The 14083-nt window shown below is 72.7% G+C and carries 12 protein-coding genes; 5 read left to right on the plus strand and 7 right to left on the minus strand.

Translation table 11 applies throughout. The annotated features are described in order from the left end of the window. Positions 1–10: 10 nt before the first annotated feature. Both IEZ10_RS30860 and IEZ10_RS30865 read right to left on the minus strand, forming a co-directional pair. Positions 11–1006 carry an ABC transporter permease gene (locus IEZ10_RS30860; protein ID WP_189250040.1) on the minus strand — a complete coding sequence of 332 codons (996 nt, stop codon included), beginning with the start codon at positions 1004–1006 and terminating at the stop codon, positions 11–13. Beyond that, positions 1003–1968 (minus strand): siderophore ABC transporter substrate-binding protein, encoded by a 966-nt coding sequence (locus tag IEZ10_RS30865; protein ID WP_189250041.1) that lies wholly within the window; start codon positions 1966–1968, stop codon positions 1003–1005. The genes IEZ10_RS30860 and IEZ10_RS30865 overlap by 4 nt, the downstream gene beginning before the upstream one ends. Positions 1969–2302: 334 nt before the next feature. Here IEZ10_RS30865 and IEZ10_RS30870 point away from each other — a divergent pair, with 334 nt between their 5' ends. Further along, positions 2303–4273: a serine/threonine-protein kinase gene (locus IEZ10_RS30870; protein ID WP_189250042.1), complete on the plus strand. Its 1971-nt coding sequence runs from the start codon at positions 2303–2305 to the stop codon at positions 4271–4273. 179 nt (positions 4274–4452) lie between these two features. Here IEZ10_RS30870 and IEZ10_RS30875 read toward each other — a convergent pair whose 3' ends face one another. Together IEZ10_RS30875 and IEZ10_RS30880 are read right to left on the minus strand one after the other, a co-directional pair. Further along, on the minus strand, positions 4453–5424 hold the full coding sequence (locus tag IEZ10_RS30875) for a TIGR03557 family F420-dependent LLM class oxidoreductase (RefSeq protein WP_189250043.1): 972 nt from the start codon (positions 5422–5424) through the stop codon (positions 4453–4455). Positions 5425–5638: 214 nt separating this feature from the next. Then, positions 5639–6853 (minus strand): amidohydrolase, encoded by a 1215-nt coding sequence (locus IEZ10_RS30880; protein ID WP_189250044.1) that lies wholly within the window; start codon positions 6851–6853, stop codon positions 5639–5641. 223 nt (positions 6854–7076) lie between these two features. On the opposite strand from IEZ10_RS30880, the gene IEZ10_RS30885 reads away from it, so the two are divergent. Beyond that, positions 7077–7898 carry an NmrA family NAD(P)-binding protein gene (locus tag IEZ10_RS30885; RefSeq protein ID WP_189250045.1) on the plus strand — a complete coding sequence of 274 codons (822 nt, stop codon included), beginning with the start codon at positions 7077–7079 and terminating at the stop codon, positions 7896–7898. A gap of 142 nt (positions 7899–8040) precedes the next feature. Here the strand turns inward: IEZ10_RS30885 and IEZ10_RS30890 are convergent, their stop codons facing one another. Further along, on the minus strand, positions 8041–8658 hold the full coding sequence (locus IEZ10_RS30890; RefSeq protein WP_229811818.1) for a TIGR03086 family metal-binding protein: 618 nt from the start codon (positions 8656–8658) through the stop codon (positions 8041–8043). Between the two features lie 78 nt (positions 8659–8736). On the opposite strand from IEZ10_RS30890, the gene IEZ10_RS30895 reads away from it, so the two are divergent. Beyond that, positions 8737–9195 carry a MarR family winged helix-turn-helix transcriptional regulator gene (locus IEZ10_RS30895; RefSeq protein ID WP_229811819.1) on the plus strand — a complete coding sequence of 153 codons (459 nt, stop codon included), beginning with the start codon at positions 8737–8739 and terminating at the stop codon, positions 9193–9195. A gap of 48 nt (positions 9196–9243) precedes the next feature. On the opposite strand, the gene IEZ10_RS30900 is transcribed toward IEZ10_RS30895, so the two are convergent. Further along, a complete protein-coding gene (locus IEZ10_RS30900; RefSeq protein WP_229811820.1) occupies positions 9244–10101 on the minus strand; it encodes a dioxygenase family protein in 858 nt (285 codons plus the stop codon). Positions 10102–10556: 455 nt separating this feature from the next. Between IEZ10_RS30900 and IEZ10_RS30905 the strand changes: the two genes are divergently transcribed. Both IEZ10_RS30905 and IEZ10_RS30910 read left to right on the plus strand, forming a co-directional pair. Next, positions 10557–10931, plus strand: a complete 375-nt coding sequence (locus tag IEZ10_RS30905; protein ID WP_189250047.1) for a DUF2267 domain-containing protein — start codon at positions 10557–10559, stop codon at positions 10929–10931. 295 nt (positions 10932–11226) lie between these two features. Beyond that, positions 11227–13149, plus strand: a complete 1923-nt coding sequence (locus tag IEZ10_RS30910; protein ID WP_189250048.1) for a glycoside hydrolase family 15 protein — start codon at positions 11227–11229, stop codon at positions 13147–13149. Here the strand turns inward: IEZ10_RS30910 and IEZ10_RS30915 are convergent. After that, the gene (locus IEZ10_RS30915) at positions 13106–13951 is read right to left on the minus strand and encodes a universal stress protein (RefSeq protein WP_189250049.1); all 846 of its coding nucleotides are present in this window, start codon (positions 13949–13951) and stop codon (positions 13106–13108) included. The two genes, IEZ10_RS30910 and IEZ10_RS30915, sit on opposite strands and share 44 nt — an antisense overlap. Between the last annotated feature and the right edge of the window lie 132 nt (positions 13952–14083).

Below are 14083 nucleotides of genomic sequence, written 5' to 3' on the forward strand. Positions count from 1 at the left end.
GGTGAGGGCGTCATCGCAGCCCCATCCGCCTGCCGCCGCGCAGCAGCAGCGCCAGGAACAGGACGCTGCCGACGACGCCGACGACGGTGGAGACCGGGATCTCGTAGGGGAACCTGACGAGCCGGCCCGCGACGTCGCACAGCAGTACGAGCAGCGCCCCGGCGAGCGCGGTCGCGGGCAGCGCGTGACGCAGGTTGTCGCCGAGCGCCAGGGTCACGAGGTTGGGCACGACCAGGCTGACGAACGGGATCTGCCCGACGGTGACCACGACGACGGCGGTGATGACCGCGACGAGCACGAGACCGGTGTTGACCACCCTGTCGTAGCGCACGCCGAGGTTGACGGCGAAGCCGCGGCCCATGCCGGCGACGGTGAACCGGTCGGCGTACAGGTAGCCGAGCGCGGTCACCGCGCCGGCGATCCACAGCAGCTCGTAGCGCCCGCGCAGCACGCCGGAGAAGTCGCCCGCCGTCCACGCGCCGAGGCTCTGCAGCAGGTCGGCCCGGTAGGCGAAGAACGTGGTGGCGGCACCGATGACCCCGCCGAACATGATGCCGACGAGCGGCACGAGGATCATGTCGCGGAAGGTCAGCCGGCGCAGGATCCACACGAAGAAGAACGTCCCGAGCAGCGCGCACCCGACGGCCATGACCATCTTGACGAGGACGGCCTCGCCGCCGGCGAACAGCGTGGCCAGCAGCACGCCGAAGGCGGCCGACTCACCGGTGCCGGTGGTGGACGGCGAGACGAAGCGGTTGCCGGTGATGTGCATCATCACCAGGCCGGCCACGCTCGTCGCGGTGCCGGCGAGCAGTACGGCGAGCAGCCGCGGCAGCCGGGACTCCACCAGGAGGCGCATGTCCCCGGGTCGTCCGCCGAGCAGGCCGGCCGGGGTGAGGTCGCCGACGCCGACGAAGAGGGACCCGGCGGCCAGGACGGCGAGCAGCACCGCCCCGGCCGCCAGGTGCCACGCGCGCAGCCGCCCGGGTGACGGGTGGCGGTTCACGACAGGCTGTCGCCGACGGCCTTGATCATCGCCTCGACCGAGCTGAGCGCGGTGGGGGCGACGTACCAGGTGAAGGAGTCGAGGTAGACGATCTTCCCGTTCCTGGCGGCCCTGGTCCCGTTGACCAGCTCGTTGTCCAGCACCTGCTTGGCGGCGGCGCCGTCCTGGCCGATGGCGGAGTCGCGGTCGACGACGTACAGCAGGTCGGGGTCGGCCTTGGCGATGAACTCGGCCGAGACGGCGTTGCCGTGCACGTCGGTGGACAGGCCGCCGGCGGCCGGCTTCACGCCGAGGGCGTCGTGGACGAGGCCGAACCGGGAGCCGGGGCCGTAGGCGCTGATCTTCCCACCGGTGGTGAGCACGACCAGGCCGGTACGGTCGCCCGCCGCGGCCTTCACCCGGGCGACGGAGGCGTCGATGGCGTCGAGGCGCCGCGTGATCTCCGACTGCTTGCCGAAGATCGTGCCGAGGGTCTCGACGCGCTGGCGGAGGCTGGTCAGGAAGTGGGCGTTGTCCACCGTCAGGTCCACGGTGGGGGCGATCTCGGCGAGCTTGGGGTAGGCGGCCGAGGAGCGTCCGGCCACCACGATCAGGTCCGGCTCCAGCGCGTTGACCTTCTCGTAGTCGGGTTCGAACAGCGATCCGACCTTGGGGTAGGCGTCGGTGGCGTACTCGGCCAGGCCGTCCGGAAGGTTCTCCACGACCGGCACCCCGCTCACCCGGACGCCGAGCTCGTCGAGGGTGGCCAGCACGCCGACGTCGAAGACCACCACCTTCTTCGGGGAGGCCGGGACCTTGGTCGTTCCCCTGGCGTGCGTCACGGTCACATCACCGGCGCCGCCGGCCCCTCCGGCCGCGGCCGAGGCGTCCGTCCCGGTGGTTCCCCCGCACGCGGCGAGCGTGAGCAGGAGGGGCAGGAGGAGCGCGCCGAGTAGGCGCCCCCGAATAGGACGGCGATGCATGAAACCTCCAAAAGACGCACAAGCTTTGGTTAGCCTAACCTAAGAAAAATGGACGCAGAGCGCACCCCTCGCGTCAGGGCGTCAGCGGAGGTGATCTCCCGTGCAGGAGGGGGCGGAGCCGATCGCCGCGTCAGGCCGGCGGTCGCCGCGCCCGTGGTCCGACTACGCCCGGCGGGCGATCCGTGCGGACCAGCGGTGTGCCGGGCCGTACGGCCTTACCGAAGGTTTCCCCCGAAACGGATCTTCCTCACTATTGTGATCTCCATCCGGTCGATGGAGGGGAGGGCGGGCGATGGCGGCGGACGGGTCCGGGGCGTCTCTGGGAAGCCGGTACGTGCTCCTGGACGAGATCGGCGCCGGCGGGATGGGGAGCGTCTGGCGGGCGCGGCACCGGGACACCGGTGAGATCGTCGCGGTGAAGCTGCTGCGCGACGGCCTCGCCGGCGACGAGGACCTGGTCCTGCGGTTCGTGCAGGAACGCAACGTGATGCGGAGCCTGCACCACCCCAACATCGTCACGTTGCGCGACTTCGTCATCGAGGGTGAGCGGCTCGCGCTGGTGATGGACCTCGTCGAGGGCGGGGACCTCCGCGCCCTGCTCCGGCGGCGCGGCACGCTGCCCCCGGCGGAGGCGGCAGGGCTGATGGCCCAGGTCGCCGAGGCGCTGGCGGCGGCGCACGCGCTGGGCATCGTGCACCGCGACGTCAAGCCGGGGAACGTCCTGCTCGACGGGGCCACCGGGCGGACGCGGCTGACGGACTTCGGCGTGGCCCGCATCGTCCACGGCCCCGGGCTCACGCAGACCACCTCGATCATCGGCACGCCCTCCTACCTGTCGCCCGAGGTGGCCGACGGCGGGGCCGCCACCCCGGCGGTGGACGTGTACGCCGCCGGGCTGATCCTGTACGAGCTGCTCGCCGGCCGCCCGCCGTTCGTCGGCGAGCACCCGATGGCCCTGCTCCGGCTGCACGCGACGGCCGCGCCCCGGAGGCTGCCCGGGATGCCGGACCCGCTGTGGCGGATCATCTCGGACTGCGCCGCGAAGGACCCGGCGGGACGTCCACACGCGGGGGAGGTGGCCGCGGCGCTGCGCGGGGCCGCGCCGTCGCTGGCGGGGCTGCCCGCCCTGCCCCCGGTGGCCAGGGAGGACGCCCCGGCCGTCACCTCCGAGCCCCTCCCCTCGCACGCCGGTCGTCCGGACCCGGCCGTCCAGGGGACGCCTCACGCGTGGCACGTCGCCGGCCCGGGTCCATCCGTCCACGGGATGTCCACCCCGCCGCACGTCGCCGGCCAGGATCCGGCCGCGCGCGGCGCCGCGACTCCCCCCGGGAACGCGGTCCGCCCGGGGCCGGATGCCGGCGGGGCCGTGCCCCCTCCGGCGAACGGCGCTCACCCGAGTGCCCGGGAGGCCGCGGCGCCCGGGGCGGGAACGATCACCTCCGGGGACGGGGGAGCCGGGACGCCGGCGCGGCGCGGGCCGTTCCGGAGACCGGCCGTCCTCGCGGCCGTCGGCGCGGCGCTGACGCTCACCGCCGCGGCGGTGGCCTTCGCGGCGCCGTGGCGGGCCTCGGACGCCGAGGCGGTGGGGGACCGGATCGCCGCGGAGGTGAAACCGACCGGCGGACCAGCCGGTGAGCCGACCGGCGAACCGGCCGACAGCACGGTGACCGACACCCTGGAGGGCTCGAAGGAGAAGTCGCCCAGCCCCTCCTCGAAGGATCCGAAGGATCCGAAGGACCCAGAGGACTCGAAGGAACGGTCGGCGCGCAGCCGCACCACGGAGACGGCCGCCCCCACGCGGCCCGCGAGGCCGAGCCCGGAGAAGCCCGCCGCGCGCCGTACCCCGAGTTCGGAGTCCCGCACCGCCGAGCCGGAGCGGTCGAAGACCGCGACCGAACCGGAACCGGCCGGCAAGCGTACGGCGGAGCCCCCGCGCCAGGTCACGGAGCCGGCCTGGCGCTGCCGCTCGTGGATCTCCACCGGTGCGGGCACCGGCACGGAGATGTCGCCCTGCATCGCCATGGTGGGTGACGTCTTCCACCTCATGGGACGGATCAGGGGGTCGAGCTCGGTCCGCTCGGACGTGCACGTCCAGCTGTACGACACCGACAACGACACCAACATCTCCCAGCCCTTCGTCTGCTCGGGCGTCGCCCCGCCGGGCGACGGCGCGATCTCCACGTGCGGCCCGTTCACCGTGACGGTCCCGCGCATCGGCACCAAGCACGACGTCCGCCAGCGGTGGAAGCGGACGGGTACGGCCTCCTATGGCGGCGGCGTGGAGAGCCCCTGGACCCTCTGGTGATCAGGAGAGCCCTCGCCGGTCCCGCGTCCGCCGGGACGCCGCGCGCCTCCCGCGTCCGCCCGGACGCCGCGCGCCTCCCGCGTCCGCCCGGACGCCGCGCGCCGCCGGGCGGAGCCCCATGCTCCGGGTCCGGGTCCGGGTCCGGGAGCGGGCCGGTACGACGGGGCAGGGCGTGCGGGTCAGCGCGACGGGGTCAGGGCGCGGAGCCGTTCGTCCAGTTCGTTCCGGTAGAAGTCGATGAAGCCGTCGGGGTCGGGCCCGGCGTTCTGCATCACCAGATGGTCGAAGCCGGCGTCGACGAACCCCTGCGCCTTCTCGACGTACCGCGCCGGGTCCGGTCCGCAGGCGAACTGCGCGCGGATGTCGTCCTCGCGGACGGTGGCGCTCGCGGCCTCGAAGTTGACCGGGTTGGGCAGCTCGCTCATGACCTTCCAGCCGGTCACCGCCCACCGGGACGTCTCCAGGGCGGCCCGTACCGCCTCCCCCTCGTCCGGCGCCCACGCCATCGGCACCTCGGCGTAGCGGGGACCGTCGCCGCCGGCCTCGCGGTAGTGCCGGACGAGGTCGGGCTTGTCCTCGGTGGCGAACAGTCCGTCCCCCAGCTCGGCGGCGATCCGGGAGGCGTGCGGGCCGCCGGACGCCACGATGATCAGCGGGGCCTCCTCGGGCAGGTCGAACACCCGGGCGTCCTCCAGCCGGAGGTACTCACCCTCGTAGGACCGGTATCCGCCCTGCCACAGCAGCCGGATGATCTCCAGCGCCTCGCGGAGCATCTCGTGGCGCACCCGCACGGTGTCGGGGAACCCGAGGCCGACGACGTGCTCGTTGAGCCGTTCCCCGGACCCGATGCCCAGGGTGAAGCGCCCGCCGGACACCAGGGCCGTCGTCGCGGCGGCCTGGGCGATGATCGCCGGGTGGTAGCGGATGGTCGGGCAGGTCACGCCGGTCGCCAGCCCGATGCGCTCGGTCTTCGCCGCGATGGCGCCCAGCACCGTCCAGGTGAACGACGAGTGCCCCTGGGCGTCCAGCCAGGGGTGGAAGTGGTCGCTCATCTCCACGAAGTCGAACCCGGCATCCTCGGCGCGTACGGCCTGCCGGATGAGGTCGTTCGGGCCGAACGCCTCGGACGCGAGCTTGTAACCGATCTTCATTGGTGCCCCCACCCCGGGGCTCGCCCGCGTCCGGCGGAGAGGCGGAGAGCTTGCGAGCCGGCTGTTGCCTGATCCTGTTTTCGCAGGTTAAGCGGTGGAAAACGGCGAAGCGCGGTTCTCGGGCGGTGTGTCGCGCCGGTGTCTTCCTCCCGGCAGGCGGGCCGGACGAGGCATGGGAGTTCCGGCTCGGGCCGGAACTCCCGTGACGCGCGGGTCAGGACTCCCGGTAGTAGGGGTCGCTCACCTCGCCCTCGCCCCGCTCCGCCGAGAAGGAGTAGACCTCGCGGCCCTGGACGAACACCCGCAGCGCGCGGCTCATGACGTCGAGCGGGTCACCCGACCAGATGACCACGTCGCCGTCCAGCCCCGGCCGGAGCGAACCGACCCGGTCGTCCAGGCCCATGATCCGCGCCGGGTTCACCGTGATCGAGCGCAGCGCGATCTCGCGGTCCAGGCCCTCCTTGACCGCCAGCGTCGCCTGGTGCACGAGGAAGTGGATCGGCACCACCGGGTGGTCGGTGGTGATCGCCAGCTCGACGCCGGCCCTGGCCAGGATGCCGGGGTTGCGCAGCGACCGCTGCCGCAGCTCCACCTTCGACCTGCTGGTGAACAGCGGGCCGATGATCACCGGCACCTCCCGCTCCGCGATCAGGTCGGCGAGCAGGTGCCCCTCGGTGCCGTGGTTGAGGATCACGCGGTAGCCGAACTCGTCGGCCAGCCGCAGGGCGGTGGCGATGTCGTCGGCCCGGTGGGTGTGCTGACACCACGGCAGCTCGCCGTCGAGCACCCGGACGAGGACCTCCAGCGTGCCGTCCCGGTCGAACGGCTTGCCCTCGGCTGCGGCGTGCTCCCGCCTGGCCCGGTAGTCCTGCGCCCTGGTGAACGCGTCGCGGATGACCGCGGCCACGCCCTGCCGGGTGGAGGGCAGCTTCTTCTGGTCACCGTAGACGCGCTTGGGGTTCTCACCGAGGGCGCTCTTCACGCTCACCGGCTGGCGGACGAGCATCTCGTCGACCGTACGGCCCCAGCACTTGACCGCGACCGTCTGCCCGCCGATGGGGTTGCCGGAGCCGGGCTTGACGACGGCGGTGGTGACGCCGCCGGACAGGGCGTCGGCGAAGCCCAGGTCGGCCGGGTTGATCGCGTCGAGGGCGCGCATCCGGGCGCCGACGGGGTCGGTCATCTCGTTGGTGTCCTGGCCGGCCCAGCCCTCGGCCTCCTCGTGGACGCCGAGGTGGGCGTGCGCCTCGACGAAGCCGGGCAGCACCCACGAGCCGCCCGCGTCGACGGTCGTGACGCCCTCGGGAACGGCGACCTCGGCCGCGGGCCCGACCGCCGTGATCTTGCCATCTTGGATCAGTACGGTTCCGCCGTCGATCGGCTCACCGTCAACAGGTACGACATATCCACCGGTAATGGCGACGTTCATGCTTGGCAAACTATCGGTATCCGGTTATATGTCCGCAAGCCTGCCATATGTCCCGTACGGCCGGCCGGGAGGCGGGCCGCCCGCCGCCGGATCCGGATGTTCTCCGCCGCGAACTTCGTAGCCGCGGACTTCGTAGCCGCGAACTTCGTAATTGCGGAAAGAATCTTTCCGCATCGGCTCGTAGTTTCCTTCTCGTAGCAGAAGACGAGCGCAGGAGACCGCAATGACCTTTCTCGTGACCGGGGCCACCGGGACCGTCGGCCGCCACATCGTGGACGAGCTCGTCCGGGACGGCCGGCGGGTGCGCGCCCTGACCCGCGACCCGGGCCGGGCCGCCATGCCCGCCGGGGTGGAGGTCGTGGCCGGAGACCTCACCATGACGGACAGCCTGGCGTCCGCGTTCGACGGGGTCACCGCGGTCCACCTCATCAACTTCGGCGGGGACGACTACGGGCTGCTGCGCAACGGGAGGGAGATCGTGGACCTGGCGGCCAAGGCCGGCGTGCGCCGGGTCACCGTCCTGGGCGGCTGGGACGAGGGCACGCTGGAGCCCGCCGTGCGGGACGGTGGCCTGGAGTGGACCTTCGTGCACCCGACCGAGTTCATGTCCAACGCGTTGAAGTGGGCCGAGCCGATCCGCATCGAGGGGGTGGTGCGCGAGCCGTTCGGCGACGCGACCACCGCCATGGTCCACGAGGCCGACATCGCGGCCGTAGCCGCCAGGGCGCTGGTGGAGGACGGTCACGCGGGCAGGACGTACGGCCTGACCGGCCCGGAGCGGCTGTCCACCCGGGACAAGGTCCGCGTCATCGGCGAGACGATCGGCCGCCCCGTCGAGTTCGTCGAGTTGACCGAGGGGCAGGCGCGGGAGCGGATGGCCGCCGAGGGGCAGCAGCAGGAGCTGATCGACTTCCTCATCGGCGTTTTCGGCAACGTGCCGGAGGAGCCCAACATCGTCAACGACACCGTGGAGCGGGTCACCGGCCGTCCGGCGCGTACGTTCGCCCGGTGGGTCGCCGAGCACGCCGACGCCTTCCGCCCCTGACGGGCGTCCGGGCGGGAACCGCCGCCCGGACGCGACTCGCCATCCGGCCTGGGAACCGTACGGGTGAGCCCCGCCGTCCTGGCGGGGCTCACCGCTCAGGCGAAAACCACCGCCCGGACGGGAGTCACCGCCCGGACGGGAGTCACCGCCCGGACGGCTCCCAGGCCGGGGAACGGCCGAGCATGCCGAGGATCACCTCGAAGCGGGAGGCGGCCGCGGGGACGGCCAGGCCCGGCCGGAACGCCGAGCCCGGGGCGAGGCGCCGCTCGTCGTCCGGGACCGCCAGGGCGATCGGCCGGGCGGCCTCCACCAGGTCCGCGTCCGGGGTGAAGGGGACGCCGAGCGAGCGGGCGACGTCCCAGCCGTGCACGAGGTAGTCGATGAAGTGGAAGCCGATGGCCTGGGGCGCGGGGAACACCGCTCCCTCCCCGAACTCGGCCAGGGCGAAGGCGCGGTCCGGCACGCCGTCCGCGGCGAACGCCGCCGTCACCCGCTCGGCGGCCTCGACGTAGGCGGAGACGGCGTCGGCGCCGAGCGGACGGACCCGCCACACCTCCGGGTCGGCCCCGCGGCCCTCGGCCGCGGCGGCGAAACCGTGGTGCTGGGCGGTCATGTGGGCGAGCAGGTCCGCCAGCGTCCACCCCTCGCACGGCGTCGGCCGCCCGAGGTCGGCGGCCGACGCCCCGGCGACCAGGTCCACGCTCGCCCGGACCGCGCGCCTGTCCAGCTCGCGGATGTCCACGGCTTCTCTGATGTCCACGGTTACCCCCAAAAGATAATAAGCAGATGCTTATCATCTACAGGGGCTTATCGTCTGTCAAACGTATAGTGGGATGCCGTGACGGACCGCCCCGACCTGGCCGCGATGTTCCTCCCGCTGACCCGGGCGCTGATCGACGCCGAGCGGCCCGTGCTGGCCGAGCACGACCTGTCGATGTGGGCGTACGGCGTCCTGCTGGCGCTGGAGGAGGGGCCGCTGCGCACCCAGGCCGCGCTCGCGCAGTCCATCGGCGCGGACAAGACGCGCATCATCGGGGTGCTCGACGACCTCCAGCGCAGGGGGCTCATCGAGCGGGTCCCCGACCCCGCCGACCGGCGCGCCCGCCTCCTGTCGCTGACCGCCGAGGGCCGCCGGCTGCGCGACTCCGCGCAGGCGGGCATCCGCCGCCGGGAGGAGCGCCTGCTGGCGCGCCTGCCCGAGGGTGACCGCGAGGGCTTCCTACGATCCCTACGCGCGCTCGCCGCCCTGCCCCCCCACGAGATCACGGACCCCCCTCCTGAGGTCACGGACCCCTGAAACGGGACGGCGAGCGCGCCGGCGCCCTGAGCGCCCGTGGCCGACGCGTCAGACGCGCTGCCACAGAGCAGGGACGTTCGGGGGCTCCCACCCGGCGTAGGCCGTGTGCGCCTGGATGCACCGGTAGGTGACGCCGCCGTAGGTGACCTGGTCGCCGGCCCGGTAGTTCGTCCCGGCCTGCCAGGTCCCGCCCCCGTTCGGCGGCGGGGTGATCGTCGAGGTCGGGGTCGGGGTCGGGCTCGGGTTGGGCGCGTTGACGTTGAGCACGAAGTCGAACGTCGCCTCCCTGCCCGACCCGACCGTGCGCACGGTCATGAGCAGCGCCGGGTTGTAGATCGTGTCGGTGTTGTTGCGGGGCTCGCCGGGGAAGTAGAGCTGGGTGGTGAGCACCGGTCCGTTCGGCGCCTGGACCTTGACGTGGATGTGCCTGGTCCGGCCGGGGTACAGGCCCGGCACGATCGTGGTGAGCCGGAAGGCGCCCTGCGCGTCGCTGAACTGGTGACCGCGGAAGGTGTATCCCGTGTTGTCGTAGGCGCCGTTGTTGTCGGCCTGCCAGAAGTCCAGCAGCGCCCCGGCGATCGGGCGGCACGAGCGGCCGAACACGTACCCGCTGACGGTCAGCGGGACACCCGGCGTGCCGGGCCCGGCCAGTGAGGTCCGCAGCGGCGAGCCGGGCTTGAAGTAGGGGCCCTCGATCTGCTCGATCGTCGGGGCGTCGCCGTCGTCGCAGGCCGGTGTGAGGGGGAGCGGACCGTCCGTCACGGCGCTCGCCGGCGCCGTGGCCCGGCCGACCAGCAGCGGGGCGGCCGGTACGGCCACGAGGGCGGCCTTCAGCAGCGTCTTGCGGCTGATGCCCCCGCCTCCGTTCTCCTCGGCGTTCTCGGGTCGGGTGTTCTCGGCGTCCACGGTGGCCTCCTCGGGGGGTCGGGGAAACATGCCTCGCGTCCGGGTGGGCCCGCCTGCCCTGGCGGCACGCCGTACGGCCTGCCGGACGCGCCCGGCGCCGGAGGCGGGTCCGGACCGGCCCGGGTGTGACGGGTCCGTGCGGTGGCCGCGGGCCGGTCCGGACCCGGCGCTCCGGGTCGCCCCCAAGCTGTCATCGACTCCCGGGCCGGAGAACCCCACGATTTTGTATAACGTCGCCATATGCAGCCCCCGGCGGCGCCCGTCAGTGCCGCATGACGTCGCCATGCGCGGCGCCGTGAGCGGTCTCCGGCAGCCCCCGGCGGCGTCCGTCTCGCCCGCCCGCGGCACGGCCGGCCGTTCCTACGCCGGGTTTCGCATCTTGCGAGTTCTTTCGTGCTCGGTGTTCGTTTTCGGAGCGGCCGGGAACGCTAGCCGGACGACGAGAGGAGACCGAAGTGGAGTACAAGGAGTTCGTCCAGGCGGTCGCCGGCCGCACGGTCCTGACGCGTGAGGAGGCGGCGGACCTCACCCGCGCGGTGATGCGGACGCTCGGCACCCGGCTGAGCTCCGGCGAGGCGCGCTACCTCGCCGAACGGCTGCCGGACTCCCTCGGGGAGCTCATCCCGGCAGAGGGCAGGAGCGAGCAGTTCGGGCTCGACGACTTCATCACGCGGGTGGCCCGGCACGCCGGCCTGAACACCGAGGCGGCCACCGAGGGCGTCCGGGCCGTCCTGAAGGTCCTCCGCGAGACCGTCAGCGACGAGGTCTTCGGCCACGTCGCCTCGCAGCTCCCCGGTGGCTTCGAGCGGATGGCCGGTTCCGCGACCTGACGGCCCGCGCCGGATGGCCGGTTCCGCGACCTGACGGCCCGCGCCGGGTGACCGCCCCACCTTCCCTACCTGCGGTTTCATGCCTAAAGTAGTGATATTGGCGTCCGTGATCAGCCGCCTCGGCCCGGCCGGCCGTACCGGCTGATCCCGGTCACGCCGTACGGGCGGTGCCGTACGGGCGGCGCCACTCCGGTCCGCGCCGTACGGGCGGGCCGCCGGGGTCCGCCCGGCCGGTGGGCCCGCCCGAACGAGTCCCCGGGGAACGAGCGAGTCTCCGGGGAGAGCGGGGGCATCCATGACGACCGACCCGCCACTGGGCGCCGGGCTCTACGAGTTCTCCCCCTTCCCGCACATCGCGGACTACGCGTTCCTGTCCGACTGCGAGTCCACCGCGCTCGTGGCGCCGAGCGGGAACGTCGAATGGCTGTGCCTGCCGAGGATGGACTCGCCCAGCGTGTTCGCCGCCGTGCTGGACCGGGACGCCGGGGGGTTCCGGATCGGCCCGACCGACCTCAGGGTGCCCTCCGCGCGCCGGTACCTGCCCGGCACCATGGTGCTGGAGACGAGCTGGGGCTCGCCGACCGGCTGGATCGTGGTGCGCGACGCGCTGCTCATGGGCCCGTGGCACCACGAGGACGAGCTGTCGCACACCCACCGCAGGGCCCCGACCGACTACGACGCCGCCCACGTGCTGCTGCGCACGGTGCGCTGCGTCAGCGGGGAGATGCAGGTCACCCTCGACTGCGAGCCGGTGTTCGACTACGGCCGCAGGCCGGTCCGGTGGGACTACACCGGCCAGAACTACCACCAGGGCGTCGCCCACGCTGACGGGACCGATCTGGAGCTCACGCTGACCACGGACATGCGCCTGGGGTTCGAGAAGGCGCGGGCCAAGGCGCGGACCCTGCTCCGGGAGGGTGAGACGCGGTTCTGCGCGCTCTCCTGGACCGCCCACGAGCCGCCCCGCACCTTCGACGACGCGTACGGCAGGCTCGTGTGGACGGCCCACCACTGGCAGCACTGGCTCGCCAGGGGCGACTTCCCCGACCACCCGTGGCGCGGGTTCCTGGAACGCAGCGCCCTCACTCTCAAGGGCCTGACCTTCGCCCCGTCCGGCGCGCTGGTCGCGGCGGCGACGACGTCCCTGCCCGAGACCCCGGGCGGGGAGCGCAACTGGGACTACCGCTACACCTGGATCCGCGACTCCACCTTCGCGCTCTGGGGCCTGTACACCCTCGGATTCGACTGGGAGGCCGAGGACTTCTTCGCCTTCATCGCCGACGTCGCCGAGCGCGACAAGGAACTCCAGGTGATGTACGGCGTCGACGGGGAGCGCGACCTGGAGGAGCACGTCATCGAGCGGCTGGGCGGCTACGAGGGGGCCAGGCCGGTCCGGGTGGGCAACGCCGCCTACAAGCACCGCCAGAACGACGTCTGGGGCGCCGTCCTGGAGTCCTTCTACATCCACACCCGGTCCCGGGACCACCTCGACGAGCGGATCTGGCCGGTCCTGAAACGTCAGGTGCAGTCGGCCATCAAGTACTGGCGGGAGCCCGACCGCGGCATCTGGGAGGTGCGCGGCGAGTGCCGGCACTTCACCTCCTCCAAGGTCATGTGCTGGGTGGCGGTCGACCGGGGCGCGCGGCTCGCCCGGCTCCGCGACGACCTGAAGCTGGCCGAGAAGTGGCGGGCGGTGGCCGACGAGATCCACGAGGACGTGTGCGCCCACGGCGTCAGCGAGCGGGGGACCTTCCGGCAGCACTACGGCACCGACGCGCTGGACGCGTCGCTGCTGCTCATCCCGCTCCTGCGGTTCCTGCCGCCGACCGATCCCCGGGTGCGCGCCACGGTGCTGGCCATCGCCGACGACCTGACCGTCGACGACCTCGTGCTGCGCTACGACCCCAAGGAGACCGACGACGGCATGGCCGCGGAGGAGGGGGCCTTCACGATCTGCTCGTTCTGGCTGGTGTCGGCGCTGGTGGAGATCGGGGAGCGCATCCGGGCCCGCAAGCTCTGCGAGAAGGTGCTGTCCTTCGCCAGCCCGCTGGGCCTCTACGCCGAGGAGATCGACCCCTACAGCGGGCGTCACCTGGGGAACTATCCCCAGGCGTTCACCCACCTCGCGCTGATCAACGCGGTCATCCACATCATCCGGGCGGAGCGGCGGCACGTCACCGAGAGAATGTGGCAGACCTCCGAGACGGAACCACTGTGACCGTGCACGGCGCCTCACGCAGCAGCGCCTGGCAGACCACGCCGAGGGGCAGCTCCACCGGGTCGTCGTCCCCGCAGTCGCCGATCACCACCAGACCGGCGTCCTCGGCCGCCCGGTGCAGCAGCCGCGTGTAGGGACGGGCGTCCACGATGGTCTCGACCTCCACCCCGGGATACTTCTCCTCCCACACCGAGATGTCGCAGTAGAAGCGCTTGGCGAACGGCTTGGGGTCGTCGGTGCCCGCCGGGCACAGGCAGAACGCGGACAGCGGCACGCGCCTGATCCGTGCCGCCTCGAACGCGACCCTCAGCTCGCCCCGCTCCATGCGGGTGCCCTCCACGCCCACCACGACGCGGCCACCGCGCGACCGGGGGAGGTTCTTGACGATCGCCACCGGGCAGTAGGCGTGCGCGGCGAGCTGCGAGGCGGTCGAGCCGATGCGCAGCTCCTCGAAACCGCCCGCTCCGCGCTGGCCGACCACCACCAGATCGGCGCCCGCCGACTCGGCCAGCAGGGTGGCGGCGGGCGAGCCCATGTCGAGACGTCCCCTGACGTCCAGCCGTGGCGCCAGCCCCCGGGCGAGGTCGACCCCCCGGTCGAGGACGTACCGGCCCATGTGCGCCAGGACGTCCATCGTCGCGGGATCGACGAAGTTCACGGGGTACGGCTGCCGCCAGACGTGGCAGACGGACAGCGGGGCGAACCGCATCCGTGCTTCCTCGACGGCCCAGCGCACCGCCTGCTCGCTCGCCTCCGAGCCGTCGTATCCGACGACGATCAGACCTTCGTCACGTGCCCGCATGACATCCCCCGCCCCGCTGTATGTCCCCTCACCTCTATGTTTGCCCCGTTTGCCGGTTATGGCGAGCATCGGGTCGGGAGACGTTCCTGGCGCAGTCGGCGCCGGGCATGAAGGCGCGCCGACCGCGGCGGA

Source organism: Streptosporangium pseudovulgare, assembly GCF_014648055.1.
Classification (GTDB): domain Bacteria; phylum Actinomycetota; class Actinomycetes; order Streptosporangiales; family Streptosporangiaceae; genus Streptosporangium; species Streptosporangium pseudovulgare.